General features: G+C 62.2%; 21 protein-coding genes. 11 read left to right on the top strand and 10 right to left on the bottom strand.

Annotated features, from left to right (window positions below; all coding sequences use genetic code 11):
* Positions 1-682: 682 nt before the first annotated feature.
* Complete coding sequence (locus tag AC1RP7_RS01050) at positions 683-1,735, top strand: WD40/YVTN/BNR-like repeat-containing protein (protein ID WP_057715021.1); 1,053 nt, start codon at positions 683-685, stop codon at positions 1,733-1,735.
* Between the two features lie 28 nt (positions 1,736-1,763).
* On the top strand, positions 1,764-4,148 hold the full coding sequence (locus AC1RP7_RS01045; RefSeq protein WP_090455020.1) for an efflux RND transporter permease subunit: 2,385 nt from the start codon (positions 1,764-1,766) through the stop codon (positions 4,146-4,148).
* Positions 4,149-4,325: 177 nt separating this feature from the next.
* On the opposite strand, the gene AC1RP7_RS01040 is transcribed toward AC1RP7_RS01045, so the two are convergent.
* Both AC1RP7_RS01040 and AC1RP7_RS01035 read right to left on the bottom strand, forming a co-directional pair.
* A complete protein-coding gene (locus AC1RP7_RS01040) occupies positions 4,326-5,045 on the bottom strand; it encodes a FadR/GntR family transcriptional regulator (RefSeq protein ID WP_032829613.1) in 720 nt (239 codons plus the stop codon).
* A gap of 171 nt (positions 5,046-5,216) precedes the next feature.
* Positions 5,217-6,953: an IlvD/Edd family dehydratase gene (locus tag AC1RP7_RS01035; protein WP_493180837.1), complete on the bottom strand. Its 1,737-nt coding sequence runs from the start codon at positions 6,951-6,953 to the stop codon at positions 5,217-5,219.
* Between the two features lie 194 nt (positions 6,954-7,147).
* Between AC1RP7_RS01035 and AC1RP7_RS01030 the strand changes: the two genes are divergently transcribed.
* From AC1RP7_RS01030 to AC1RP7_RS00990, 9 genes are all read left to right on the top strand, one after another.
* Positions 7,148-8,470, top strand: coding sequence for an MFS transporter (locus tag AC1RP7_RS01030; protein ID WP_090455022.1), 1,323 nt, complete (start codon positions 7,148-7,150; stop codon positions 8,468-8,470).
* Positions 8,471-8,630: 160 nt separating this feature from the next.
* Positions 8,631-9,623, top strand: coding sequence for an AraD1 family protein (gene araD1, locus AC1RP7_RS01025; protein WP_493180838.1), 993 nt, complete (start codon positions 8,631-8,633; stop codon positions 9,621-9,623).
* A 10-nt stretch (positions 9,624-9,633) separates the two neighbouring features.
* Positions 9,634-11,214: an aldehyde dehydrogenase (NADP(+)) gene (locus AC1RP7_RS01020; protein ID WP_493180839.1), complete on the top strand. Its 1,581-nt coding sequence runs from the start codon at positions 9,634-9,636 to the stop codon at positions 11,212-11,214.
* A 134-nt stretch (positions 11,215-11,348) separates the two neighbouring features.
* Positions 11,349-11,687 carry a DUF5629 family protein gene (locus AC1RP7_RS01015; protein ID WP_057715014.1) on the top strand — a complete coding sequence of 113 codons (339 nt, stop codon included), beginning with the start codon at positions 11,349-11,351 and terminating at the stop codon, positions 11,685-11,687.
* Positions 11,680-12,849 (top strand): lactonase family protein, encoded by a 1,170-nt coding sequence (locus tag AC1RP7_RS01010; RefSeq protein ID WP_493180840.1) that lies wholly within the window; start codon positions 11,680-11,682, stop codon positions 12,847-12,849. Before AC1RP7_RS01015 ends, AC1RP7_RS01010 begins: the two co-directional genes overlap by 8 nt.
* A 156-nt stretch (positions 12,850-13,005) precedes the next feature.
* Positions 13,006-13,185, top strand: a complete 180-nt coding sequence (locus AC1RP7_RS01005) for a hypothetical protein (RefSeq protein ID WP_057715012.1) — start codon at positions 13,006-13,008, stop codon at positions 13,183-13,185.
* Positions 13,186-13,401: 216 nt separating this feature from the next.
* Positions 13,402-13,527 carry a hypothetical protein gene (locus tag AC1RP7_RS01000; RefSeq protein ID WP_256353340.1) on the top strand — a complete coding sequence of 42 codons (126 nt, stop codon included), beginning with the start codon at positions 13,402-13,404 and terminating at the stop codon, positions 13,525-13,527.
* 115 nt (positions 13,528-13,642) lie between these two features.
* Positions 13,643-13,855: a hypothetical protein gene (locus AC1RP7_RS00995; RefSeq protein ID WP_057716614.1), complete on the top strand. Its 213-nt coding sequence runs from the start codon at positions 13,643-13,645 to the stop codon at positions 13,853-13,855.
* On the top strand, positions 13,852-14,109 hold the full coding sequence (locus AC1RP7_RS00990) for a hypothetical protein (protein WP_090455027.1): 258 nt from the start codon (positions 13,852-13,854) through the stop codon (positions 14,107-14,109). Before AC1RP7_RS00995 ends, AC1RP7_RS00990 begins: the two co-directional genes overlap by 4 nt.
* A 114-nt stretch (positions 14,110-14,223) precedes the next feature.
* Here AC1RP7_RS00990 and AC1RP7_RS00985 read toward each other — a convergent pair whose 3' ends face one another.
* From AC1RP7_RS00985 to AC1RP7_RS00950, 8 genes are all read right to left on the bottom strand, one after another.
* Complete coding sequence (locus AC1RP7_RS00985) at positions 14,224-14,820, bottom strand: glutathione S-transferase (protein ID WP_492624465.1); 597 nt, start codon at positions 14,818-14,820, stop codon at positions 14,224-14,226.
* On the bottom strand, positions 14,817-18,458 hold the full coding sequence (locus AC1RP7_RS00980; protein WP_493180841.1) for an AAA family ATPase: 3,642 nt from the start codon (positions 18,456-18,458) through the stop codon (positions 14,817-14,819). Before AC1RP7_RS00980 ends, AC1RP7_RS00985 begins: the two co-directional genes overlap by 4 nt.
* Entirely contained in the window at positions 18,455-19,699 is a 1,245-nt protein-coding gene (locus tag AC1RP7_RS00975) for an exonuclease SbcCD subunit D C-terminal domain-containing protein (RefSeq protein ID WP_493180842.1), read from the bottom strand. The genes AC1RP7_RS00980 and AC1RP7_RS00975 overlap by 4 nt, the downstream gene beginning before the upstream one ends.
* Before the next feature lie 309 nt (positions 19,700-20,008).
* Positions 20,009-21,658: a BatD family protein gene (locus AC1RP7_RS00970; protein WP_493180843.1), complete on the bottom strand. Its 1,650-nt coding sequence runs from the start codon at positions 21,656-21,658 to the stop codon at positions 20,009-20,011.
* Positions 21,655-23,388 (bottom strand): VWA domain-containing protein, encoded by a 1,734-nt coding sequence (locus tag AC1RP7_RS00965; protein ID WP_493180844.1) that lies wholly within the window; start codon positions 23,386-23,388, stop codon positions 21,655-21,657. The genes AC1RP7_RS00970 and AC1RP7_RS00965 overlap by 4 nt, the downstream gene beginning before the upstream one ends.
* Entirely contained in the window at positions 23,385-24,467 is a 1,083-nt protein-coding gene (locus AC1RP7_RS00960; RefSeq protein WP_159389844.1) for a vWA domain-containing protein, read from the bottom strand. Before AC1RP7_RS00960 ends, AC1RP7_RS00965 begins: the two co-directional genes overlap by 4 nt.
* On the bottom strand, positions 24,460-24,954 hold the full coding sequence (locus tag AC1RP7_RS00955) for a DUF4381 domain-containing protein (protein WP_349733939.1): 495 nt from the start codon (positions 24,952-24,954) through the stop codon (positions 24,460-24,462). The genes AC1RP7_RS00960 and AC1RP7_RS00955 overlap by 8 nt, the downstream gene beginning before the upstream one ends.
* Complete coding sequence (locus AC1RP7_RS00950) at positions 24,951-25,895, bottom strand: DUF58 domain-containing protein (RefSeq protein ID WP_057715003.1); 945 nt, start codon at positions 25,893-25,895, stop codon at positions 24,951-24,953. The genes AC1RP7_RS00955 and AC1RP7_RS00950 overlap by 4 nt, the downstream gene beginning before the upstream one ends.
* Between the last annotated feature and the right edge of the window lies 1 nt (position 25,896).

The following is a 25,896-nucleotide window of genomic DNA, read 5'->3' as shown; positions in this document are numbered from 1 at the left end:
GGCTTTGGCTTTGGCTTTGGCTTTGGCTTTGGCTTTGGCTTTGGCTTTGGCTTTGGCTTTGGCTTTGGCTTTGGCTTTGGCTTTTGATCTTGATCTGGCTTTTGATCTTTCGCCCCTTCGGCAGGCCGAGCGTAGGTGTTCATCAGGGGGTTAGGCGCGTAGCGCCGTTCGACGAAGTCGAACACATCGAGAGGAGGTCGTCGCGAAGCAGACCGTAGGCGATGCCCCCTGATGGACACCGTAGCGAGGGATCACCGAGCCTTGGCGAGGTGCCGTACGCCGGGGCGAAGCCTTTTGGTTCCTTTTTGGCGTTTGAAAAAGGGACTCGCTGTAAGAGCGAAACCGCCAGCAGCCGTTACCGCAGAAATGGATATGTACGCCGATTGGAAAAGCCGCCGTTACCGCAGCAACGAATATGTACACCAAACACCAAACACCAAAACCGCAATCACCCCACCTGATACCCAACCATTCAGAACCCCACCCCCATCCCCCCGGTTAACAAAAGATAACGTGGCGTCGATTGTCAGACATTAAAAAACACCGATAGGATAGGCCAGCTTCCGAAGGGGCTCTGGATTGCGGGTTTCAGGACTATGCTCTGAAACAGCCGGTCCGGACACGCACCCTTGCGGCGCCCAGTAAGGTTGAACGACCTAACAATAATAATGGGAGAAGGTCTATGAGTGAGCCTGTCATGGGTGTGGGTATCTGCCGCCCGCCGGCATTACGCAAATTCGCGTTGCTGGCCACAGCGCTCTCGCTGTTGGGCTCTGCCATGCTGTCGGCGCCTGCGCTGGCCGCGGCGGCGCCAGCATCCGATGTTGTCTATTCCATTGAATCGGCCAAGGCCGCCAAAAGCCTGATGCTCGATGTCGTCCACGCCGGCAAGCGCCTGGTGGCGGTCGGGGATCGTGGGCACATCCTGTATTCCGATGACCAGGGCGCAACCTGGACCCAGGCCAAGGTCCCGACCCGGGCCCTGCTGACGTCGGTGTTCTTCGTCGATGACATGCACGGCTGGGCCGTCGGCCATGACGCGCAGATCCTCGCCAGCGAGGACGGCGGCGCGACCTGGACCAAGCAATTCGAAGATCTGAAACGCGAATCGCCGCTGCTCGATGTCTGGTTCAAGGACGTCGACAGCGGCTTTGCCGTGGGCGCCTACGGCTCGCTGATGGAAACCACCGACGGTGGCAAGCATTGGGAAGACGCCAGCGACCGCCTGGACAACGAAGACCAGTACCACCTGAACGCGATCGCCGCGGTCAAGGACGCCGGGCTGTTCATCGTCGGTGAGCAGGGCAGCATGTTCCGCTCCGCGGACTGGGGCCAGACCTGGGAGAAACTCGAAGGCCCGTACGAAGGCTCGCTGTTCGGCGTGATCGGTACGGCGCAGTCCAATACGTTGCTGGCCTACGGCCTGCGCGGCAATCTTTACCGTTCCACGGATTTCGGCACGACCTGGGACCAGGTCGAGCTCAAGGCTGAACGTGGCGACCTGGAGTTCGGGCTGTCCGGCGGTACGCTGCTCGACGATGGTTCCATCGTGATCGTCGGCAACGGCGGTTCGGTTATTCGCAGCAGTGACAACGGCGAAACCTTCAAGGTGGTCAACCGTCCGGACCGTATTTCCGTCTCGGCAGTGACTGCGGCAGGCAATGGCAATCTGGTTCTGGCCGGGCAGGGTGGCGTTCGCGTCACTTCGCCAAGCGGCACCGAGTCGGGCAAATGAGCCGGGTTAATAATAAGAAGGCGGAGCTATGACTTCCTTGAGTACTCATCACCAGGACAAGGCGACGTTCCTCGAGCGCCTGATCTTCAACAACCGCCCGGCAGTGATCACGATCTGCCTGCTGGTCAGTATTTTTCTGTTCTGGCAGGCGACGCTGATCCGTCCGTCCACCAGCTTCGAAAAAATGATCCCGCTGGAGCACCCCTTCATCCAGAAGATGATGGAGCACCGCAACGATCTGGCGAACCTGGGCAACACCGTGCGGATCTCGGTGGAAGCCACCGATGGCGACATCTTCTCCAAGGAGTACATGGAGACCCTGCGTCAGATCAACGACGAGGTGTTCTACATCTCCGGCGTCGACCGTTCCGGCCTCAAGTCGCTGTGGAGCCCCAGCGTTCGCTGGACCGAAGTGACTGAAGAGGGCTTCGCCGGCGGTGAAGTGATTCCGCAAAGCTACAACGGCTCCCAGGCCAGCCTCGATCTGTTGCGCAACAACGTGCTCAAGTCGGGTCAGGTCGGGCGGTTGGTGTCCAACGATTTCAAATCGAGCATCGTCGACATTCCGTTGCTGGAGTCCTATCCGGACCCGCAGGACCAGGGCAAGCTGCTGGCGCTGGACTATCGCCAGTTCTCCCACGAGCTTGAGGACAAGATCCGCACCAAGTTCGAAGCACAGAACCCGAACGTGAAGATCCACATCGTCGGTTTCGCCAAGAAAGTCGGTGACCTCATCGATGGCCTGGTGATGGTGGTGATGTTCTTCGGCGTTGCCTTCGTCATCACCCTGATCCTCTTGCTGTGGTTCACCAACTGCCTGCGCAGTACCGTCGCCGTGTTGAGCACGACGCTGGTGGCAGTGATCTGGCAACTGGGCTTGATGCACTTCTTCGGCTTCGGGCTCGACCCCTATTCGATGTTGGTACCGTTCCTGATCTTCGCCATCGGTATTTCCCACGGCGTGCAGAAGATCAACGGGATCGCCCTGCAATCGAGTGAGGCGGACAACGCCCTGACGGCGGCGCGTCGCACCTTCCGTCAATTGTTCCTGCCGGGGATGATCGCGATCCTCGCCGATGCCGTGGGTTTCATCACGCTGCTGATCATCGATATCGGTGTGATCCGTGAGCTGGCCATCGGCGCATCCATCGGTGTGGCGGTGATCGTGTTCACCAACCTGATCCTGTTGCCAGTGGCGATTTCCTATGTCGGCATCAGCAAGCGTGCCGTCGACCGCAGCAAAAAAGACGCGACTCGCGAGCATCCGTTCTGGCGCCTGTTGTCGAACTTTGCTAGCGCGAAAGTGGCCCCGGTTTCCATTCTGCTGGCACTGATCGCCTTTGGCGGCGGCCTGTGGTACAGCCAGAACCTGAAAATCGGCGACCTCGACCAGGGTGCCCCGGAGCTGCGTCCGGACTCGCGCTACAACAAGGACAACAACTTCATCATCAACAACTACTCCACCAGCTCCGACGTGTTGGTGGTGATGGTCAAGACCAAGTCCGAAGGCTGTTCGCGCTACGAAGCCATGGCGCCGATCGACGAGCTGATGTGGAAGATGCAGAACACCGAGGGCGTGCAGTCGGCGATTTCCCTGGTGACCGTGTCCAAGCAAATGATCAAGGGCATGAACGAGGGCAACCTGAAATGGGAAACCCTGTCGCGTAACCCTGATGTGTTGAACAACTCCATTGCTCGCGCTGACGGCCTGTACAACAACAGCTGTTCCGTGGCGCCGGTGCTGGTGTTCCTCAACGATCACAAGGCCGAGACCCTGGATCGCGCGGTACATGCGGTGCAGGAGTTCGCCAAGGAAAACAACAAGGAAGGCCTGGAGTTCATCCTCGCTGCCGGTAACGCCGGGATCGAGGCGGCCACCAACGAGGTGATCAAGAAGTCCGAACTGACCATCCTGGTCCTGGTGTACATCTGCGTCGCGGTCATGTGCATGATCACCTTCCGTTCGTGGGCGGCGACCTTGTGCATCGTGCTACCGCTGGTGTTGACCTCGGTACTCGGCAATGCCCTGATGGCCTTCATGGGTATCGGCGTGAAAGTGGCGACCCTGCCGGTCGTGGCGCTCGGGGTGGGGATTGGCGTGGACTACGGCATCTACATCTACAGCCGCCTGGAAAGCTTCCTGCGTGCCGGCCTGCCGCTGCAAGAGGCGTACTACCAGACACTGAAGTCCACCGGTAAGGCGGTGCTGTTCACCGGTCTGTGCCTGGCCATCGGCGTGTGCACCTGGATCTTCTCGGCCATCAAGTTCCAGGCCGACATGGGCCTGATGCTGACCTTCATGTTGCTGTGGAACATGTTCGGTGCGCTGTGGCTGTTGCCGGCACTGGCGCGGTTCCTGATCAAGCCGGAGAAACTGGCGGGGCAGAAGGGCAATTCGTTGTTCGCCCACTGATCGACAGCTGAAACAAAAAAGCCGCAACCTCAGGGGTGCGGCTTTTTTATGCCCGATGGTTTCGCCCTGGAACCTGTGGGAGCGAGCTTGCTCGCGATAGCAGAGTGTCAGCCGCATTGATATCGAACATTCGGCCGCCATCGCGAGCAAGCTCGCTCCCACAGGGTTCTTCGGTGATCAGGCGGGATCGCTGCCAAGCACCACATTCAGCGCGCTGCGGGCATCGTCCAGTTGCACCAACGTCGCATGCCGCGCGCCGAGGGCGTCGCGGTTTTCGATGGCGGTCAGGATCGCCTTGTGCCGGGGCAGCGCCAGTTCATGCAGGTTCGGCCGCTGGTTCGAATGCTTCAAGGCTTCGGCGATGGCCACCGAGAGCATGTTGCACAGGTTGGCCAGCAAGTCGTTGTGCGTGGCGTCGGCGATGCGACTGTGGAAGTCCAGGTCCGGCTGCAACAGAGCCTCCGGCGTCGGTGCGGCTTCCATGCGTTGGTAGGCCTCACCGATGGAGGCGATATCCGCTTCCGTGGCGAATTGCGCGGCGAGGGCGGCAGCGGCCGGTTCGATGATGCTGCGCACGCTGGTCAGCAGGTCGAAAAACTGATTCTGCGGACTGCTCTGCATCAACCAGTGCAGCACGTCCGGATCGAGCATGTGCCAGTCCTTTCGCGGCTTGACCACGGTGCCGACCCGCGGGCGGGAATACACCAGGCCCTTGGCGACCAGTACCCGGGTGGCTTCACGCAGCACCGGCCGGCTGACCGCATATTCTTCGCACAACAGCGCTTCGGCGGGCAGTTTGTCGTCGGGCAGGAAACGTCCCGAGACGATCTGCATGCCCAGTTCCTGGACGATGCGCGAGTGCATGCTTTTGCGGTCGGAGGGTTTGCGGTAATCCATGGGAAACGGCACGGTCCTGTGCGAAGAGGTGTCGCGCATGATAGCAGGCGCGGCGAGTCGACTGTAGGAGCGAGCTCGCTCGCGATGGACGTCAACGATAACGTGGGGAACCTGACACCCCGCGGCGGTCTCGGGTCCATCGCGAGCAAGCTCGCTCCTACAAGGGGGGTGTCAGTGGGAGTGGCGCGGCACCTCGGCCCCACGGCAACCGACCAGGAAGTCGAAGTCGCAACCCTGGTCCGCTTGCAGCACGTGGTCGATGTACAACTGACGATACCCACCGACGATCAGGTTCTGTGGCGGTTGCAGATCGGCCATGCGCGCGGCCAGTTCGGTGTCCGCAATATCCAGGTGCAAGCGGCCGCTGGCGCAATCGAGTTCGATCCAGTCGCCTTCCTTCACTGCGGCCAGCGGACCGCCGGCAGCGGCCTCCGGGGCGACGTGCAGCACAACCGTGCCGTACGCCGTGCCACTCATGCGCGCATCGGAAATACGCACCATGTCCGTCACACCCTGGGCCAGCAGCTTGGCCGGCAGGCCCATGTTGCCCACTTCGGCCATGCCCGGATAACCCTTCGGCCCGCAGTTCTTCATCACCAGGATCGAGTTGGCATCCACGTCCAGTTCCGGATCGTTGATCCGTGCCTTGTACATGTCGAAGTTCTCGAACACCACTGCACGGCCGCGATGCTGCATCAGTTCGGGCGTGGCGGCGGACGGCTTGAGCACAGCGCCCAGCGGTGCCAGGTTGCCGCGCAATACGCAGATGCCGCCATCGGCGCGGATCGGGTTGTCGAGGGTGCGGATCACTTCGTCCTCGCCATAGATCGGCGCGTCCCTGGTGTTCTCGCCGATGGACTTGCCGTTGACGGTCAAGGCGTTCGGGTTCGGGATCAGGTTGGCTTCGCCGAGGCGACGCAGCACCGCCGGCAAGCCACCGGCGTAATAGAACTCTTCCATCAGGAAGCGCCCGGACGGTTGCAGGTCGACGATGGTCGGCATGTCGCGGCCGATACGGGTCCAGTCGTCCAGGTCCAGTTCAACCCCAATGCGACCGGCGATGGCTTTCAAGTGAATCACCGCGTTGGTCGAACCGCCGATGGCGGCATTGACGCGGATGGCGTTTTCGAAGGCTTCCTTGGTGAGGATCTTCGACAGCTTCAAGTCTTCGCGCACCATCTCCACGGCACGCATGCCGGACATGTGCGCCAACACATAACGGCGCGCATCAACGGCCGGAATCGCCGCGTTGTGGGGCAGGGAGGTGCCGAGCGCTTCGGCCATGCAGGCCATGGTCGAGGCGGTGCCCATGGTGTTGCAGGTACCGGCCGAGCGGGACATGCCGCCCTCGGCCGCGAGGAAATCGTCAATGCTGATGGTGCCGGCCTTGACCTGTTCGCTGAGCTGCCAGACCACGGTGCCGGAGCCAATGTCCTTGCCCTTGTGCTTGCCGTTGAGCATCGGCCCGCCGGTGACGACGATGGCCGGCACGTCGCAACTGGCGGCGCCCATCAGCAGGGCCGGGGTGGTTTTGTCGCAACCGGTCAGCAGCACTACGCCATCGATCGGGTTGCCACGAATGGCTTCTTCCACGTCCATGCTCGCCAGGTTGCGGGTGAGCATGGCGGTAGGGCGCAGGTTCGATTCGCCGTTGGAGAACACCGGAAACTCCACCGGGAAGCCCCCGGCCTCGATCACGCCGCGTTTGACGTGCTCGGCGATCTGGCGGAAATGCGCGTTGCACGGGGTCAGTTCCGACCAGGTGTTACAGATGCCGATGATCGGCTTGCCATGGAACTGGTGGTCGGCGATGCCCTGATTCTTCATCCAGCTGCGGTACATGAAGCCGTTCTTGTCGGCGGTGCCAAACCATTGGGCGGAGCGCAGGGTGGGTTTCTTATCAGACATGATCGATTCTCTTATTGTATGACTATATTGTTCGAGCTGAGGCGTAACATAAGCGCAAATTGTGCGCTTTGGAAGTGTTGTTGAGTAAATAGTATTACTATATAGTCCGCTCAAACGGAGGGATGGCCCTGGCGAATTCTTCGCGAGAGGCGTCCCCCGAGGTTCTATAACAACAACAATCGGAGACCGTTCTCATGAGCCAGGAACTGCGGCTTATCCGCCGCATCACGCTGAAACTGATTCCCTTCCTGATCCTGCTGTACCTGATCGCCTATGTGGACCGCTCCGCGGTGGGCTTCGCCAAATTGCACATGGGCGCAGACATCGGCCTGGGCGATGCCGCCTACGGTCTTGGCGCCGGGTTGTTCTTCATCGGCTACTTCCTGCTGGAAATCCCCAGCAACCTGATGCTCGACCGCTTCGGCGCACGGCGCTGGTTCGCGCGGATCATGGTCACCTGGGGTGCCATCACCATCGGCATGGCCTTCGTCCAGGGGCCGAACAGCTTCTATGTGATGCGCTTTTTGCTCGGCGCCGCCGAAGCCGGGTTCTTCCCGGGCGTTCTGTACTACATCACCCAATGGTTCCCGGTGCGCCATCGCGGCAAGATCCTCGGGCTGTTCATCCTGTCGCAACCCATCGCAATGATGATCACCGGCCCGGTGTCCGGTGGCTTGCTGGGCATGGACGGCGTGTTGGGGCTGCACGGCTGGCAGTGGCTGTTCATCGTCATTGGTGCCCCGGCGATCCTGTTGACCTGGCCGGTGCTGCGTTACCTGCCGGACGGCCCGCAGCAAGTGAAGTGGATGGACCAGGCGGAAAAGGACTGGCTGAGTGGCGAGCTGAAAAAGGATCTGGATGCCTACGGCCAGACCCGTCACGGCAACCCGTTGCACGCCCTCAAGGACAAGCGCGTCCTGCTGCTGGCGCTGTTCTACCTGCCGGTGACCCTGAGCATCTATGGCCTGGGTTTGTGGCTGCCGACCCTGATCAAGCAGTTCGGCGGCAGCGACCTGGTGACCGGATTCGTCTCGGCGGTGCCGTACATCTTTGGCATCGTCGGTCTGCTGATCATCCCGCGCAGTTCCGACCGCTTGAACGACCGCTACGGCCACCTCGCCGTGCTTTACGTGCTGGGTGCGATTGGCCTGTTCCTCAGCGCCTGGCTGTCGGTGCCTGTGCTGCAACTGGCGGCGCTGTGCCTGGTGGCGTTCGCACTGTTCTCCTGCACGGCGGTGTTCTGGACCTTGCCGGGCCGCTTCTTCGCCGGTGCCAGTGCGGCGGCGGGGATTGCGTTGATCAATTCGGTGGGCAACCTCGGCGGCTACCTCGGTCCGTTCGTGATCGGCGCACTCAAGGAATACACCGGCAACCTGGCTTCGGGCCTGTACTTCCTGTCGGGGGTGATGGTGTTCGGGCTGGTGTTGACCGGTGTGGTGTATCGCTTGCTGGAACGCAAACACGTCCTGCCAGCCGATCAATTTGCAGCAAGTGCACGTGGGGCTTCGCGCACCTGACAGGAAACAACAAATCATCACGGACCCTGTGGGAGCGGGCTTGCCCGCGATAGCAATCTGTCTGGCACATCAATGTTGAATGTGCCGCCGTCATCGCGGGCAAGCCCGCTCCCACAGGGAGTCGTGTTTGCCCAGGTTCTGGGTTAACAGGAGAAAATTCATGCGTTTGGTTCAGTTCGAATTGAGTAACGGCGAACGTCGTGTCGGCGTGGTCGAGGCGGGCCTGGTCCGAGAAGTACAGGACGCGCGCACCGTTCGCGATCTGGCATTGGCGGCGATCGAGGCGGGCGCAAGCCTTGAGCAACAGGTACAGAGCCTGGGGCTGGGTATCAGCCATGACTACACCCAACTGCTGACGCAACGGCGCATCCTGCCGCCCCTGGACCATGCGGACCCGGCGCACATGCTGATCAGCGGCACGGGCCTGACGCATCTGGGCAGCGCCTCGGCCCGGGACAAGATGCACCAGCAAAGTGGCGATGAAACCGCGATGACCGACACCATGCGCATCTTCAAATGGGGCGTGGAGGGCGGTAAGCCGGCGGTGGATGAAGCCGGTGTGCAGCCAGAGTGGTTCTACAAAGGCGATGGCGGCATCGTCGTCAGGCCGGGCCAGCCGTTTCCCCTGCCGCCGTTTGCCGAAGATGCCGGCGAAGAGCCGGAGATCGCTGGCCTGTACGTGATTGGTCACGACGGCAAGCCGTATCGCCTGGGTTTTGCCGTGGGCAACGAGTTCTCCGACCACGTCATGGAGCGCAAGAACTACCTGTACCTGGCCCACTCGAAACTGCGCAGCTGCAGCTATGGCCCGGAACTGCGGGTTGGCGAACTGCCGCAGCATCTGGCGGGCACCAGCCGCATCCTGCGCGACGGCGAAGTGCTGTGGCAGAACGAGTTTCTCAGTGGCGAGGCGAACATGTGCCACAGCCTCGCCAACCTCGAATTCCACCATTTCAAGTACAGCCAGTTCCTGCGCCCGGGGGACGTGCACATTCACTTCTTCGGCACGGCGACCCTGTCCTTTGCCGATGGCATTCGCACGCAACCGGGTGACGTGTTCGAGATCACCCAGGCTGAATTCGGCGCGCCATTGATCAACGGCATCGCACCGGTCGCAGCGGCTTTCGAGCCCGGCACCGTCGGCACACTTTGAGGAGTTACCCATGACCCGGATCCTTGGTCACAACTACATCGGCGGCCAGCGCAGCGCCGCCGGCAGCATCAAGTTGCAGAGTGTCGATGCAACAACGGGCGAGGCTTTGCCCCACGATTTTTATCAGGCGACAGCGCAGGAAGTCGCTGCGGCGGCCACCGCGGCGGCGGCCGCGTATCCGGCCTATCGCAGTCTGAGCGCGGAGCGACGGGCGCAGTTTCTCGAGGCCATTGCCGATGAACTGGATGCCCTCGGTGATGATTTTTTCGGTGTGGTCTGCCGCGAGACGGCGCTACCCGCCGGCCGGATTCAAGGTGAGCGTGGACGCACCAGCGGGCAGATGCGTCTGTTTGCCAAAGTCCTGCGTCGCGGTGATTTCTACGGCGCACGGATCGACCGGGCATTGCCGGAGCGTCAACCGTTGCCGCGTCCGGACTTGCGTCAATACCGTATCGGCTTGGGACCTGTGGCAGTGTTCGGTGCCAGCAATTTTCCGCTGGCGTTCTCTACCGCCGGCGGCGATACCGCCTCGGCGCTGGCCGCCGGGTGCCCGGTGGTGTTCAAGGCCCACAGCGGTCACATGGCCACGGCTGAATGGGTGGCTGACGCGATCCTTCGAGCCGCCGAGAAAACCGGGATGCCGGCCGGCGTGTTCAACATGATCTACGGCGGTGGCGTCGGCGAGGCGCTGGTCAAGCATCCGGCGATTCAGGCCGTTGGTTTCACCGGTTCGCTCAAGGGCGGTCGTGCCTTGTGCGACATGGCCGCGGCCCGTGCACAACCGATTCCGGTGTTCGCCGAGATGTCGAGCATCAACCCGGTGATCGTCTTGCCCGAGGCGTTGCAGGCGCGGGCCGACACGGTCGCCCGGGATCTAACGGCGTCGGTGGTTCAGGGCTGCGGCCAGTTCTGCACCAATCCGGGCCTGGTGATCGGCATTCGCTCAGCGCCGTTCAGTGCCTTTGTGCAGCAAGTGGCCGGGTTGATGGGCGACCAGCCGGTGCAAACCATGCTCAACGCCGGCACCTTGAGCAGCTATGGTCAAGGCTTGCAAAAACTCCTCGCGCATCCGGGGATTGAGCACCTGGCCGGCAATCCGCAACAGGGCAATCAGGCACAGCCGCAGCTGTTCAAGGCCGATGTCAGCCTGCTGCTCGATGGCGATGAAGTGCTGCAGGAGGAAGTGTTCGGTCCGACCACGGTGGTGGTTGAAGTGGCCGATCATGGGCAACTTATGGCCGCCCTGAATGGCCTGCACGGCCAGTTGACCGCCACCGTCATTGGCGAGCCGGAAGACTTCGAACAGTTCGCCGGGCTGACGGCGTTGCTGGAGCAGAAGGTCGGACGCATCCTGCTCAATGGCTATCCGACGGGCGTGGAAGTCTGCGATTCGATGGTCCACGGCGGGCCTTACCCGGCAACGTCCGATGCGCGCGGTACCTCGGTGGGCACACTGGCCATCGATCGTTTCCTGCGCCCGGTGTGCTTCCAGAACTACCCGGACAGCTTGCTGCCGGATGCGCTGAAGAACGGCAATCCGCTGCGCATCCAGCGACTGGTGGATGGGCAGTCGTCCCGCGAGGCACTCTAGCGGCTGACCACAACCCCTGTGGGAGCGGGCTTGCTCGCGAATGCAGTTTATCGTTCAACATCTCTGTTGGCTGACACTGCGCTTTCGCGAGCAAGCCCGCTCCCACAGGTTTGTGTGAAACTTTGGTCGGGTGCATGAGCTATCATTGCGTCTTTCTCATTCAAAGATTGATTGCCATGACTTCCCCAACCGACACCTTGCTCAATGCCCTCGAACACTGCGGAATGGTGGAGATCGACGGGCTGCATGCCTTCGAATTCGCCCTCGACGAGTTCGATAACCTGCACATTGAATGCATGGATGGCCGTGCGGCCAAACACTGGGAGTTCACTCCGGCGCAGGTCCAGGCCGCGACCTTCGACTCTACGCTGCAAAGCTGGTTGATCACCGGTGACTCGGGTGAACACCGTTTGGTGTGCCTGGGCGATGTCGTCAGCGGTGACAACGAAGAAGACGACCAAGACGATGCGTAACCTCTGGCCACTGTTGATGGCCGGCAGCATCGGCGCCATGGGCGTTCAGGTCGCATCCGCCGAGGACTATCAACTGCTGGTGGGCTCCTACACAGCCGGTCAAAGCCAGGGCATCTACCGCCTGGCGTTCGACAGCCGCACCGGACAGATCGATGCCAGCCCCCTGCAAGTGCTCAAGAGCGAAAACCCGTCGTGGCTGACCCTGTCGAAGGATCAGCGACAGCTGTTCGTGGTCAACGAAAACGGCCCGGGTCAGACCGATCCGGTAGGACGCGTCAGCAGTTTCGCGATCGATCCCAAGACCCACGCGCTGAGCCTGGTCAGCCAGGTGCAAAGCCTGGGCAACGAGCCGACCCATTCCAGCCTCAGCATCGATGGCAGCCATTTGTATGTCAGCAATTACTCGGTGGCCGAAGACCCGGGCGGCACCCTGGCGGTATTGCCGGTGGCGGCCGATGGCAAGCTCAAACCGGTGGTGCAGATGAGCAGCCACCCGGCGAGCCGGGTCAATCCCGAACGCCAGGCCTCGGCCCACGTGCACTCGACGATCCCGTCGCCGGACGGCAAATACGTGTTCGCCAATGACCTGGGCGCCGACAAGGTGTTTGCCTACCGCTTCGACCCCAAGGCCAACCCGGAACTGCCGTTGACCCCGGCCACCCCGGCATTCGTGCAACTGCCGCCGGGCAGCGGGCCGCGCCACCTGCTGTTCAGTGCCGATGGCAAACATGCCTGGCTGACCATGGAAATGAGCGCGCAAGTGGCGGTGTTCGATTACCACGACGGCCAACTCGAACAGACGCAGATGATCGATCTGGCTGCCGGGCAACCGGTATCGGACAAGGCTGCGGCGGCGTTGCATGCCTCGGCTGATGGCAAGTTCCTCTACGTCAGCAACCGTGGCACGGCCAATCAACTGCTGGTGTTTGCCATCGATCCGGCGACCGGCCACCTCAGTGAGCTGCAACGGCGGGCGGTGGAGGGCGATCATCCACGGGAATTCAGCCTCGATCCGAGCGGCAAATTCCTGTTGATCGCCAACCAGAAGAGCAACCAGATTGTCGTCGTCGAACGCGACGTCAGGACCGGTCTGCTGGGCAAGACCGTGCAAAAACTGCCGATGGATGCCCCGAGCGACCTCAGGTTTCTGCTGCGTCAATAAGCCGCAGGCCCCGGTTGATGGGGCCTGCCTGCTTTTATCAATGACGCTGATATCTGGTACTGCTACAAAGCATTTCAAGGCACGAACCCTCGAGGGTTAAGTTTGCTTCACAGCCCCACCGGGCAAGCAAGCCAACCGAATCCGAGGAATACTGCCATGAACTTCAACATCTTCTCTGTCATCGCCGCTTCCGCCATTTCCGCCACCGTTGCGCTGCCAGCCAGTGCCAACGTTGAAATCAGCGACAAAAAAGCCCACACCCAGAGCTACACCCCGAAGTACCTGCAACAGAGCGCCAACTTCTACGCCGCGCTGGATCACAAAACCCAAGCCTGAACGTCAGCCCTGCCTTTATGCAGGAGCGAAGTCACTGATGATCGAAGAGCCTGATGTTGAAAAACAGGTGTTGAAAACGATCAGAGTGATGTCGCTCCTGCATAACGCATTTGCGACAGCATCACTTTGCCATCAATGTCGCGCTTGATATCACATTGCCATGAGTTTAAATTGACGCTGATTTTTTGACTCCTCCTCACGGCAAGGATCGACAGCATGGTGACGCGTCTGGCATTGGTTCTACTTTTTCTCTATTCCACCCCCATTCTGTCGGCAGCCGACCCTGTTCCGAGTGAGCCGGATGCTGCGCGCGAGCGCTTGATGAGTTTTATTGAAGACTGAAATAGTCTGGCTTAATGATCAATGAAGTTGATGGTCACTATGGATATCCCTGAGTGGTTAACCCGGCTTTTTTGATCGATTCTGTGGGCATTGAAACATGCCTGCGGAGAACATCATGGCCAGCGCAATTCTCACTTCTGCCAAACACGGCGCCTATGTGGCAATCGGTCTTTACCTTGCCATGGTGCTGCTGGTCAGCCTTTCAGCGCAGTCGCAATCCACCTTCGAGGCGCCGATCCAGGTCGCTCATCCCGGCATCCAGTTTGAACACCGTGCGCAAAACGCCAGCGTTGATCAGGCCGAACTCGCGGGAGTCGTCGGCGCATGAAAGGGCACAGACTCTGGGTCATCGCCTTCCTGGCGTTCATGACCAATGGATCCTCCCTGTTGGGGATCGGACAGGGCTCGGCAGGCTCGGTGGCACGGGCCATCGAAGCCAATCACAACATTGCCCGCAGCATCGAAAACGCCAATGCCCAGGGCATGCTGGCCGGCAATCCGCCGATCAGGAGTGAAGGTGTGGTTTTCGGCCCGTTCCAGGTCGATTGCTCGGCCATCGGGATGTGTCAGGTGCTGGCCTGAGTCTTCGACGCACCACGGACCTTTGTAGGAGCCAGCCTGCTGGCGATGGTGTATCAGGCACCACAGCGTCAACTGACACACCTTCGCCAGCAGGCTGGCTCCTACAGGGGATGGTTATTTCTTCATGATCGATGTGAACAGGTCCGACTCCAAAAGCCGCTGTAGCCATGCCTGCAAGCGCAGGTAAGGCGTCTGCCCGAACCATTCGCGATCGACATGGGCGAATTGTCGTACGAATGGCATCAACGCCACATCCGCCAGGCTCGGATGGTCCGCCAGCAAATAGTCGCGCCCTTCCAGCAACTGATCCAGCCTGCGCAGGAACACCTCACCCTCGCTGCGATAAACCTCCATCGGCTGCTCGGGATAACGGTCCGCGTACTTGTAGCGATTCAAGTGCACCTTGAACACCTGATCGTTCTGTTCAATCAAAGGGGCGATTTGCTCCGCTGCGACAGGATCATCCTTGAGCAACCAGTCCTGCGGATCGTTCTGAGCCAGGGCCCAGCGCATGATGTCGAGGCTTTCGTCGATCACCCGGCCATCGGCGCTGAGCACCGGTACCGTGCCTTTGCCCGACAGTGCGAGCATCTCGGCGGGCTTGGCCTTCAGGCTGACTTCGACGATGTCCACGGCCACTCCCGAATAACGCAGGGCCATGCGTGCGCGCATGGCGTACGGGCAGCGGCGGAAGGAATACAGCGTGTTCATTTCACCTCCAGGGTACTCAGGCCGTTGCCCTGGCGCCGGACCTGAATCTGCACCGGAATCCGTTCATGCATTTCCTGTACGTGGGAAATCACCGCGACCTTGCGGCCCTGGGCCTGCAAGCCGTCGAGGGCATCCATGGCCAGTTGCAGGGATTCGGGATCGAGGCTGCCGAAGCCTTCGTCGATGAACAGCGACTCGATTTTCAACGTGCTCGACGCCATCGACGCCAAACCGAGGGCCAGCGCCAGCGACACCAGGAAGGTCTCGCCACCGGACAGTGAGTGCACCGAGCGCAGTTCGTCGCCCATTTCCGTGTCCATCACCAGCAACCCGAGCATGCTGCCGCCGCGCTTGAGGCGATAGCGGCGCACCAGTTGGCGCAATTGCACGTTGGCGTGATGCACCAGCAGGTCGAGGTTGTAGGCCTGGGCGATCTTGCGGAAGGTGTCGCCGGTGGCGGAGCCGATCAACGCATTCAGGCGTGCCCAGCGTTGATACTCGTTGTAGGCGTCGGCAATCTGCTGCGCCAGGGCCTGATTGGCGTTCTGCCGGCGCTGGTCCTCGGCTTGCTCGGCGCGCAGTTCGGCGCAGTGTTGCTCGCTGGTGGCAGCGAGGTTTTGCAGGTCGATCAGCGCACTGGCCAATTGCTCGGCATCGAGATTGCCGTTCTGTTGTGCCTGATGATTGAGCAGGTGTTTGTTGCGCTCCTGTACCAGGACGTTGGCCTGTTCGATAGCTTTCTCGCTGTGCTGCAAGCGCTGGCGCAGTTCGCTGACCTGGGTGTCGTCGACGCTCAACAGGTTTTCCAGGCCGCCGTCATCCAGCTCGGGATGACGGGCACGCCAGTCGCCGATCTTGCCAGCGAGCTCAAGTTCTTCGCCTTCCAGTGCATGCAAGCGTTCCCGCTGGGCCTTGAGCTCGGCGGCGATTTGCACTGACTGCGTGACGACGCTTTGCAACGTCTGCGCAGTGCTGGCTTCGGCGCTGCGCGCCTGTTCCACGGTCTGTTCCAGTTGCTGCTGCCAATGCTCGGCGCTGCTGTGTTCGCCGAGTAATTGCCCGAGTGTGTGCTGGCTCGCCTGTTGCTGCTCGGCCAGCCCGGTGAACTGCTGTTCGGCGGCCTGCAATTGCTGCACGCGGCTTTGCTGGCGATCCTGTTCCTTCTCCAGGTGTTGCTGGCGCTGTTGCTGCTCGGCCAGTTCTTCCTTTTGTTGTTCGAGTTGCGCCAGGCGCTCGGCGATCTGCCGGTCGAGCTGCATGAAAGTCGCGGCCGGTTCGACGCGCAGCGCTTGCAGGGTTTCGGCTGGCAGCAGGTTGGCGAATGCCTTGAGTTCTTCGTCCAGACGCTGGCGGTCGTTGTTCAATTCGCGCTGTTGATTGCTCAGGTGCTGGGCCGCTTGCTGGTGCGCGGTTTCGGCATGGCGCAGTTGCTGGGTCAGGCGTGCGGCATCCTGTTGCAGGGTGAGCAGCGCGCTCTGCCGTTGCTCGTCCTGGCTGATGCTCTGGTTGAGCTGACTGTTTTGCTGGACGAGCCAGGCATCGCGTTTGGCGGCATCCTGATTCAGCAGTTGGGCCGCCAGCGGGTGCGCTTCCAGGCTCGGAGCGAGGGCTTGCTGCTGGGTCGCCAGTTGCTCCTGCTGTTGCAGCAGTTCCTTTTGCTGGGCGATCAGCCCGCCGACTTCGGCACGCAGGTCAGTGAGTTTTTCCTTGAGCAGGTCGACGGCCTTTTGCGCGTTGGCCTGTTCGCTTTCATCAAAACGACCGAGGCTTTGCAGCAGGGCTTCGGGCTGATGATAGGGATGCTCGTTGCTGCCGCAGACCGGGCATGGCTGATCGTCCTGCAACTGCGCGCGCAGCTCTTCGACACTGGCACTGCGCGCCAGACGCTGACGCTCCAGCAGTTCGCGAGTGACGTTGAGGGTCTGTTCGGCAACGCTCAGATCAGCCTTGGCCTTGACCCCGTCCTGGGTCAGGCGTTCACGTTCCTGCTGCGCGGTGAGCTGGCGCTGTTGCAGCTCGGCGCTGCGTTTGTCCAGGTCCTGCTGGCTGGCCCACAGGCGCGCAAGGTCTTCGACGGCGCGCAGTTGCTTGCGGTTGTCCTGCAACAGGCTACCCAGGATGCCGATCTGTTCGGCGACGGCATCCGGTTCGGCACCGGCCTCCTTGAACAGCACCTCCAGTTGCTGCTTCTGCGCGGTGAGCGCCTGGTCGGTGCTCGCGGCGTTTTGTTCGAGGCTGGCCAGTTCGGCCTGGCCCTGATTCAGTCGATTGCCGATCAGCATCAACTGTTGCAGGCGATCACGGTAGGCATTCCAGGCATCGCTCAGCGGTGCCAGATGCGTGCTTTGCTCAAGCCCGGTGGCGATGCGCTGCAAGTCCCCGGCGCCTCGGGCTTGCTGATCGAGCAAGGTCTGAATCGTGCCCTGGCCCTGGGTGCAGGCCTGTTGCGCCTGTTGCCTGGCTTCGGCGCTGAGGGCGGTGTCCTTGGCCAGGCGGGCGAGGGTGCTTTGGGCTTCGAAGGCCTGCCGCAGCAACGGCGCGCTGTCGGCTTGTCGCTGTTGGGTTTCGCTCAAGGCGATCCGGGCGCTGCCGAGCTGTTGCTCAAGCAGCGTCTGGCGCTCACCGAGTTCACCATGTTGCTGTGTCTGCAAGGCAATTTGCGCCGCCAAGGGTGTCAGCAGCGCGTCGACCTCGGCTTTACGGGCGAACTGGTGCCGTTGCGGGGCCAGCTGTTCGAGACGGGTGAGCCTCAAACGCTCACTGGTCAAGGCCTCCCAGTGGGTCTGCGCCGATTGCAGTTGTTCGCTGGCGGCCAGATGCTCGTCCTGCAATCGACGCAGGTCCTTGAGCCAGGTGTCCTGCAGTTCAAGCTGCTTGAGTTGTGCCTGTTGGGTCTTGAGTTGTTGCTGCGCCTGGCTGAAGCGCTCATCCAGTTCCGCACGGGCTTCGGGTGACAGCGGCGTTACCCCGCTGGCCTGATCCTGCAGCAGCTTGTGCGTCTCGCGGGCCTCCTTGGTCTTGTCGAAGGCCCGACGACCGAGGCGAGTGTAGAGCGCGGTGTCGGTGAGTTTTTCCAGCAGTTCGCTGCGGTCGTTGTCGTCGGCCTTGAGGAACGCGCTGAACTCGCTTTGCGCCAACATCACCGCGCGGGTGAATTGTTCGAAATTCAGCCCCAGCGCGGCTTCGAGCTGAGTCTTGTATTCGCCTTTCTGGCTGGCGAGCAATTGATCCTGATCGATGTCACGCAAGCTCTGGCGGCTGGCCTGCAGCTTGCCAGCGGCCTTGTCCCGGGCGCGATTGGCCTCCCAGCGGGCGCGGTAGCGGCGGCCGTCGACGCCGACGAAATCCACTTCCGCATAGCCTTCACCCGTGCCGCGACGCAGCAGGGTGCGCGGGTCGCCAGTAGCGATTTCGCCGTCGGCGTCCGGCACCTTGGCGTCGCGCCCGGTGTTGTTCAGGCGCGGTACGGCGCCAAACAGCGCCAGGCACAGGGCATCGAGCAAGGTGCTTTTACCAGCGCCGGTGGGGCCGGTGATGGCGAACAGTCCGGCACTGGCCAGGGGGTCGGCGGTGAAGTCGATTTCAAATGGCCCGGCCAGGGAGGCGAGGTTTTTCAGGCGGATCGCGAGGATTTTCATGGTTGTTCGCTCTCCATCTGCACGTCCTGCAACAGCTCGGCAAAGTCCTTGAGGGTCTGCTCGTCGACCTCGCTGCCGTAGTTGTCCTGCCAGGCGCGGCTGAACAGTTCCTGAGGCGTGAGTTGGTCCAGTTCGATCAGCGTGCTGCCTTCGTCGGCACCGTCACGGCCGCCGTTGCCGGCGTACTCGGCGGCGATGCGCACCAGGCGCACGGCCTTGCCTTGCAGGGCTGTTTCCACTTGATTGCGCAGGTCGGGCTGCGGCTCGTCGAGGCGCACCCGCACCTCCAGCCATGGCTGGCGCTGGATGTCGGCCAACAGGTCGATGTTCGGCAGGTCTGCCAGTTGCACCAGGATCTCGCTCAATGGCGCCGGGCCGATGCGTTGCAGGTTGACCGCGCGGGGGATCAGTTTCGGCTCGACGCTGACCAGGGTTTCGCCATCGAGTTTGATGTCGAGGATCTGGTGCTGATAGCTGATCTCGGAGAACGACAACGGAATCGGCGAGCCGCTGTAGCGGATGCGCTCCTCGCCGTTGACCTTCTGCGGCTTGTGCAAGTGGCCGAGGGCAACGTAACTGATGCTCGGTCCGAACAGGCTGGCGGGCAGGGCTTCGGCATTGCCGATGATCAGGCTGCGCTCCGAGTCTTCCGACACCGAACCGCCCGCCATGTGCGCGTGACTGATGGCGATCAGTGCCTGGCCTTTCTTGCGCTTTGCGTTCGCCGCCTCGATCAGCCATTCATGGACCTGGCCAATGCCACGCAGGTAGTTGTCGCCCAGATGCGCACCGGTGACTTCGGCAGGGCGCAGGAACGGCAGCGCCAGGCACCAGGCGACGGTTTTGCCCTTGGCATCCGGCAGCGGCAACAGCAAACGCTCGGCATCCAGTTGCCCGTCATCCAGCCACAACACACGACCGAGCGCGTGAGTGCGCAAGCGGCGCATCAACGGCGCGGGCAGTTCGATCCGCGAGCCGGAATCGTGGTTGCCGGCAATCATCACGATGGTCAGCAACGGCTGCTGTTCGTGGGCGCTGACGATGAAGTCGTAGAGACGCTCCTGGGCTTTGACCGGCGGATTGACCGTGTCGAAGATATCGCCGGCGATCAACAGCACATCCGGCTGGTCGAGCTTCAATTGACGCAACAGCCACTCGAGAAAACAGCTGTGTTCGAAATCGCGATCCTGGCCGTGCAGGTTCTGCCCGAGGTGCCAGTCGGAGGTGTGAAACAAGCGCAAGGCGAACTCCGCTACAAAATAGGTAATGGCCGCGTGAAAAATGAAGGCGGCGAAAGGGGGAAGAGTTTACTGGTAAACCGGTCGGGAGTGGTTGCACACCAAACTTCTTATGGCAGGGAGTTCTGTGGCGAGGACGGCTGCCTGTGGCGAGGGGGCTTTCCTGTGGCGAGGGGGCTTGCCCCCGTTGGGCTGCGGAGCGGCCCCAGATTTTTTTCTGGTACACCGAGCCGCCCGGATTTACGGCCGCTTCGCGCCCGAACGGGGGCAAGCCCCCTCGCCACAAATGCATCTTTGTCGCCAGGCCGCTGTTTACTTGGGATAAAGCGGCGGCAACCCACTGTCACCGACAGGGTCCTGAACCCGTTCGGCCATCGGGATCGCCTTGATCGCCCGCCACAGTTCGTCACCTTGCCAGTACTGGCCGGTTTCGCTGTACAGCGCGCCGTTCAGGCCGTCGAGGGCATCGGACAGAGGTACGAAGCGGGCGGCCATGTCGGCCAGGGTTTCCGGCTGCTGGCGGGCCCAGGCGTCGAGGGCCTGGCGGGTGGCGTGGGAGTCGTTGGCCTGGCAGGCGCGCTTGAGGTCGTCGAGCACGGTGCGCGGGCTCGGGCCGGTTTGCGCGACACGCGCCACCGCCGGTTGCCAGCGGCCACGCCACCAGAGGCCAAAGCCGAGCAGGGTGGTGCAGGCCAGGATCAAGGTACTGAGCTTCCAGCGCCAGTGTGCTTCGCTGTCGGCGCTGGCATCGATCGGTGAGGCGCCGGCCGGGGTGTCGACCAGCAGGCTCGGATTGGCCACCACGTGCAGCGTGCGAGCAGGCAGGCTGCTGTGTTCCAGATGATCTTCGAAGGTGTTCCACCAGACCACGTCGACGGTGGGCAGCTCGATGGCGCCGGTCCTTGTCGGCACCAGGGCCTCGCGGTCTTCACGACTGCCGACCAGGCCGCGTTCGCTGTTCTGGTTGCCGAGCACCGGTTGATCCGGGTAGCGGCGCAGGCCGCCGACGTCGGTGCCGGGCAGCGGTGGCAGTTGGGTGCTGGACAAGCCTTCGGCCTTCACCGTCAGGCTGCGGGTCAGCGAATCGCCGACCTGAGTGTGATCCGGCTCCGGGTTCCAGATTTCGCTCAGGGTCAGGCTGCGGGCAGGCAGCCAGGGCGCGTCGGCCGGATAGGTGAGGGGTTTGGCCTTGACCGTCAACAGCAGTTCGGCCGAGGTGACGCGCATCAGCTTGCCGGCTTTTGGCCCCTGGGCTGCGTCCTGTACCGGTTGTGGGTCGACCAGCGCGGCGTTGAAAACCTGTGCCGGAATGATCAGTTCGCCGCTGTGTTGCGGGTAGATCGCGTAGCGCATTTCGATCACGCCATGGCGCAGGCCGTCGATGTCCTTTTCGTAGGTGCGTGAGTCGCCCAATTGTTCGATGCGTGCGTCAGGTATCTGCAAGGGTGGCAGGCTGCTGTCGTCGTACAGCGACACCGAATGGTAGATGCGCAGGGTCAGGACTGCCTGGGCCTGCACGTACACGCTGGTTTGATCGAGGCTGGCATCGATGAACACCGCGGCCCGCTGGTTCGGGTCGTCCGGTGTTTCGCTCTCGACCACTTGCAGGGTGATCGGCTGGCTCTGCAGTTCCCCCAGTTGCAATGACGGAATCACCACGCTGCCGTTTTGCCGGGGCAGGAGGGTGACGATCCAGCGGGTGGTGGCCTGGTTTTCTCCGCTCAGGGTGTTCAGCTGGTTGACCTGGCGTGTGCCGCGCACTTCGAACAACGGCTCCAGCGCCGCCAGGTCCGGTTTGCCGAACTGAGTGACATCGCTGGATTCCAGGGTCAGCTCGACCGTCTCGCCTGAGCTCAGGCGACTGCGATCAACACTGGCGACCAGTTCTGCTGCCTGTGCCTGTACGGTGCAGAACAACAGGCCATGCAGCAGCGCGAGCAATAAAACGGTGAAGCGGGTCATCGAGTTTCTTCCTGATCCTGATGTTGTTGCTGTTCGTACCAGAATTTGCGCCTGAGCAGTTCACCGGGGTCATCCGGGATCTGTCGCAGCCATTGCTCCAGTGCCTGGCGCTGCTCACCTTCGATGCTGTCGGTGGCTGGGCGCAAGGGCGGTGTGGTGTGTTGTTCGTCACCCAGTTCGCTGCCCGGAACCTCGTTGCCCCCCGGTTCCGGCGGTGTGGTGGGTGGTTGTTCCTCACCCGGGCGGGTCGGTTGCCCCTCGGTTTTCGGTTCGCCGCTGCTCGAGGGTTGTGCGGCGGCACCGGGCGGTGGCTCCGGCGATTCGGCTTCGGGCCGGGCGTTGCTGGCGGTGTCTGGTTCAGGAGGAGTATTTTTCTCCTTGAGCAGGCGTTCGACCAGCGCCTTGTTGGTCAGTGCCGGACGCAAATCCGGTTGACGTTCCAGTGCCTGTTCGTAAGCGTCCAGGGCTGCCTCCAGCTCACCGCTTTTGGCCAGGGCATTGCCTCGATTGTAGTGGGAGTGGGCATCGTCGCCTTCGGCAAACCGCTCGGCGGCGCCTGCGTAGTCGCCGGCCTCATAGAGCGCCACGCCTTGCCACTGATGATTTTCGAAGCGTCGGGAGGCCTCCGCAGGGCGCTTTTGCTTGAGTAAATGCAAGCCTTGTTGATCTGGTCGCAGCCAAAGGTCCGCGAGGTCGAAGGCGTAGCTCGGTTGAGGCAGCGCCAATAGCAGCGGCAGGCACAGCAGCCAACCGCGACGCCCCGCGCAGGCCGCGAGCAGCAGCAGTGGCAGCAGCAGCCAGTACCCCTGATCGGCCCAGGTGTCCAGGCGCAAGGTCTGACCGTCGTTGCGCAAGTGGCGTGGACCGTCGAGCAGGCCAAGGGCGTGCAGGTCGCTATCGTCCAGGCGCGCCTGGCGATAGCGCCCATCCAGGTCGTTGGCAAAATTTTTCAAGCCGGGCTCGTCCAGGCGCGGCACGAGAATGGCGCCTTGTTCATCCTTGAGGAAGCTGCCGTCTTCCTGGGTGATCGGCGAGCCTTCGGCGGTGCCGATGCCGAGCATCAAAAATTGAGTCGATTTGCCGTTCAGCGCGCGACGGATGCCCAGTCGCTCCTGGTCGGTCAGGGACGATCCAATCAGCAGGATCCGGCCATCGCCCAAAGCAGCCTGTTCGAGCAACGCCAGGGCCTTGAGCACCGCCAGATCGGCGCGATGACCGGCCGCTGGCATCAATGACGGTTTCAGTGCATCCAACAGATTGCGGCTGGTGGAAAGATCATCTGACAGCGGCACCAGTGTGTGGGCACTGCCGGCGTAGACGACGATGGCGGTTTGCGCGTCGCTGCGAATCTGCAGCAGATCAAGCACCTTGCGTCGTGCCTGTTCGAGTCGGTTGGGTGTGACGTCGGTGGCGAGCATTTCCGGGGTCAGCTCGAGAATCACCACCAGCGGATCGGCGGGCTTTTGACTGGTCTGCTCGACACGCTGCCAGCCCGGACCCAGCAGGGCGAGCACGGTCAACAGCCACGCGAGACCGAGGGCGATCCAGGGCAATTTACTGTCACGTCCACTGCCACCGCTGAGCAATGTCGTGTGAAAGGCTGCAGGCAGGATCATTTGCCAGCGCCCGGCGCGCTTCTTGCGGTGCCAGAGTTGCCAGAGCAACCAGCCAAGCACCGGCAGCAACAGCAGCCACCAGGGGCGGAACCAGTACGGCCACAGTACACTCATCGGCGCCTCCGCAGGCGCAGGCGTTTGAGACGCTGGCGCCAGTCAGGCAGCAATTGCGTTTGCAAAAACAGATCCCTGGTAAACAGGCGTTGCAAGGGGTTGTCCGGCCAGAGTACGGGGGCCAGCAGCAGCATGCTCAACCACAGCGCCAGGGCCAGCGGCCAGTGATACAACGCTTGGGCCGGGCGGGCCTGGGTCGGTTGCTGGGTCACGGGCTCCAGTTGGTCAAGGGTGTCCTTGATCGATTGCAGTTCCTTGCCATCGTGGGCGCGGAAGTACTGACCGCCGGTGACTTCGGCGATGGCCTTGAGGGACGGCTCGTCGAGGTCCAGGCTCGGGTTCACGCCGAGGAAACCCACGGAACCGCTTTGCTCTGGATCGGCGCCAATGCCGATCGGATAGATTTTCACGCCTTCCTTGGCCGCCAGCCGGGCGGCGGTGAACGGGTCGATTTCACCGCCATTGTTGGCGCCGTCGGTGACCAGAATCAGCACGCGACTTGTTGCCGGACGCGAGCGCAGGCGCTTGAGGGCCAGGCCGATAGCATCGCCGATGGCGGTGTTTTTGCCGGCAATGCCGATACGCGCTTCATCGAGCCAGACGCGCACGGTGTGGCGGTCGAAGGTCAGCGGCGCCTGCAGGTAGGCCTGGCTACCGAACAGGATCAGTCCGACCCGGTCACCTTCGCGGCTTTCGAGGAAATCGCCGAGCAGGTGCTGGACCAACGCCAGTCGGCTCACTTCTTCGTCCTGCCACTGCATGTCAGGGAAGTCCATGGAACCGGAAACGTCCACCGCCACCAGCAAGTCACGGCCACTGGCGGCAATCGGCAAGGGTTCGCCGAGCCATTGCGGGCGGGCCGCCGCGACCAGCAGCAACAGCCACAGCACTATGAACGGTGCCTGCTGGCGCCATGCCGGCAGGTTGGCCCGGGCGCGACGCCCGGCGAGGCCTTCCAGGTCGCTGAGGAAGCTGACCTTGAGCGCCGGTTCGCCACTGTCGGCCACCGGCAATACGATGCGCATCAGCCACGGCAGCGGCAGAAGGGCAAAAATCCACGGCCAGGCGAACTCAAACATGCTTGCGAATCCATGTGTCGACGGCCTGGGTCAGGCCGGCGATGGCCTTGTCGTCGAGTTTGCATTCGGGTTTGTAGGCGCCTTCGACCAGCACCATCCAGCGAGTCAGGCCGGCGGCCGGGCAGCGATTGTCGAGGAACGCCAGCCATTTTCGCCCGTTGAGGGTGTGGCTCTGGCTGTAGGGGTAGTGGTTGCGGCACAGGCGTTTGAGCAAACCGTTGAGTTGCTGCAGCCAGGCACCGGCCGGCGCACCGTCGTAGGGTTTGGGCATCAAGGCCAGCTCCGCCAGGGCAGCAAGACGCACCGGGTCAAGCGGCTGTTCTGCACGCGCCACGGGGCGCCTGTCCGGAATAAAGCGACGCAGCTTCCACAGGCCCAAACCGATCAGCGGCACCAACAGAAGCAGCAACCACCAACCCGGTGCCGGAGGCCAGAATTCCACCGGTGGCGGGGATATCAGTGGTTGCAGTTGATCAAGGCTGCTCATCGACCTTTCCCCGGTTTCTGTGGGTTCAGGTACTCGCGCAGTTGCTCGACCATCTCGCTCTGAGTGCTCAACGGCATCATCAGCACCCGCAGTTTTTGCGCGAGCAGCTCCCAGCGCGCGATACGCGCTTCAGCCTGGGCCCGGTAAGCCTGGCGCAGGTCGAAATTCAGCGTATCGAGTTCCAATTGCGCTCCACGTTCGGCGAAACGTAAAAGGCCGGCGGCGGGCAGGGCATGATCCAGCGGATCGGACACCGGCAGCAGCAACAGGTCGCAATGACGCGATAACAGGCTCAGCTGTTGCTCGGCGCTTTCCGATAGCGCGCGTTCGTCGCAAATCACAATGACAAGGCTGCCCGGACGTGACACCTCACGTGCTCGGCGCAAGGCAATGCCAAAGGCGTCGCGGTCCGGCTCGCCTTCGGTGGTCAGCGACCGGTTGACCCGCACCAGCCGGTTGAGCAACTGCAGCAGGCTTTGCTTGCTGCGCCGAGGCTTGATTTCATAGTGCTCATTGTCGCCATACACCAGCCCACCGACCCGGTCGTTGTGGCCCAGGGCTGCCCAACCGATCAGGCTCGCGGCCTGGGCGGCGAGCACCGACTTGAACATCAGGCCCGACCCGAAAAACAGCCGGTGGCTTTGTTCGACCATGATGAAAATCGGCCGCTCACGTTCTTCGTGGAACAGCTTGGTGTGGGGCTCCTGGGTGCGCGCGGTCACGCGCCAGTCAATGGTGCGCACATCGTCGCCGGCCTGATAGACCCGCACCTGATCGAAGTCGACGCCACGCCCGCGCAATTTGGAATGGTGCAGGCCGATCAGCGGGCTGCGTTGGCCAGGCGTGGAAAACAGCTGCACTTCGCGCACGCGATGGCGCATCTCGATCAGGTCGGCGAGGCTGACACGGATGCCCGGCTCGGGCGGCAGGCTGGCGTTCATC

The sequence above is a fragment of the Pseudomonas sp. GW822-FHT01E03 genome (assembly GCF_058802985.1).
Note: the sequence above shows the minus strand (reverse complement) of the source record. Positions and strands in the feature narration are given on the sequence as shown.

Bases quoted from the DNA above. Each gene is read 5' to 3' on its own strand.
- AC1RP7_RS01015 (WP_057715014.1), top strand. From the start codon at position 11,349: ATGAGCTATCATTGCGTCTTTCTCATTCAAAGATTGATTGCCATGACT.
- AC1RP7_RS00960 (WP_159389844.1), bottom strand. From the start codon at position 24,467: ATGTTTGAGTTCGCCTGGCCGTGGATTTTTGCCCTTCTGCCGCTGCCG.
- AC1RP7_RS00985 (WP_492624465.1), bottom strand. From the start codon at position 14,820: ATGAACACGCTGTATTCCTTCCGCCGCTGCCCGTACGCCATGCGCGCA.
- AC1RP7_RS01030 (WP_090455022.1), top strand. From the start codon at position 7,148: ATGAGCCAGGAACTGCGGCTTATCCGCCGCATCACGCTGAAACTGATT.
- AC1RP7_RS01040 (WP_032829613.1), bottom strand. From the start codon at position 5,045: ATGGATTACCGCAAACCCTCCGACCGCAAAAGCATGCACTCGCGCATC.
- AC1RP7_RS01035 (WP_493180837.1), bottom strand. From the start codon at position 6,953: ATGTCTGATAAGAAACCCACCCTGCGCTCCGCCCAATGGTTTGGCACC.
- AC1RP7_RS00965 (WP_493180844.1), bottom strand. From the start codon at position 23,388: ATGAGTGTACTGTGGCCGTACTGGTTCCGCCCCTGGTGGCTGCTGTTG.
- AC1RP7_RS00980 (WP_493180841.1), bottom strand. From the start codon at position 18,458: ATGAAAATCCTCGCGATCCGCCTGAAAAACCTCGCCTCCCTGGCCGGG.
- AC1RP7_RS01000 (WP_256353340.1), top strand. From the start codon at position 13,402: ATGGTGACGCGTCTGGCATTGGTTCTACTTTTTCTCTATTCCACCCCC.
- AC1RP7_RS00950 (WP_057715003.1), bottom strand. From the start codon at position 25,895: ATGAACGCCAGCCTGCCGCCCGAGCCGGGCATCCGTGTCAGCCTCGCC.
- AC1RP7_RS01010 (WP_493180840.1), top strand. From the start codon at position 11,680: ATGCGTAACCTCTGGCCACTGTTGATGGCCGGCAGCATCGGCGCCATG.
- AC1RP7_RS01005 (WP_057715012.1), top strand. From the start codon at position 13,006: ATGAACTTCAACATCTTCTCTGTCATCGCCGCTTCCGCCATTTCCGCC.
- AC1RP7_RS01020 (WP_493180839.1), top strand. From the start codon at position 9,634: ATGACCCGGATCCTTGGTCACAACTACATCGGCGGCCAGCGCAGCGCC.
- araD1 (WP_493180838.1), top strand. From the start codon at position 8,631: ATGCGTTTGGTTCAGTTCGAATTGAGTAACGGCGAACGTCGTGTCGGC.
- AC1RP7_RS00990 (WP_090455027.1), top strand. From the start codon at position 13,852: ATGAAAGGGCACAGACTCTGGGTCATCGCCTTCCTGGCGTTCATGACC.
- AC1RP7_RS00970 (WP_493180843.1), bottom strand. From the start codon at position 21,658: ATGACCCGCTTCACCGTTTTATTGCTCGCGCTGCTGCATGGCCTGTTG.
- AC1RP7_RS01045 (WP_090455020.1), top strand. From the start codon at position 1,764: ATGACTTCCTTGAGTACTCATCACCAGGACAAGGCGACGTTCCTCGAG.
- AC1RP7_RS00955 (WP_349733939.1), bottom strand. From the start codon at position 24,954: ATGAGCAGCCTTGATCAACTGCAACCACTGATATCCCCGCCACCGGTG.
- AC1RP7_RS01050 (WP_057715021.1), top strand. From the start codon at position 683: ATGAGTGAGCCTGTCATGGGTGTGGGTATCTGCCGCCCGCCGGCATTA.
- AC1RP7_RS00995 (WP_057716614.1), top strand. From the start codon at position 13,643: ATGGCCAGCGCAATTCTCACTTCTGCCAAACACGGCGCCTATGTGGCA.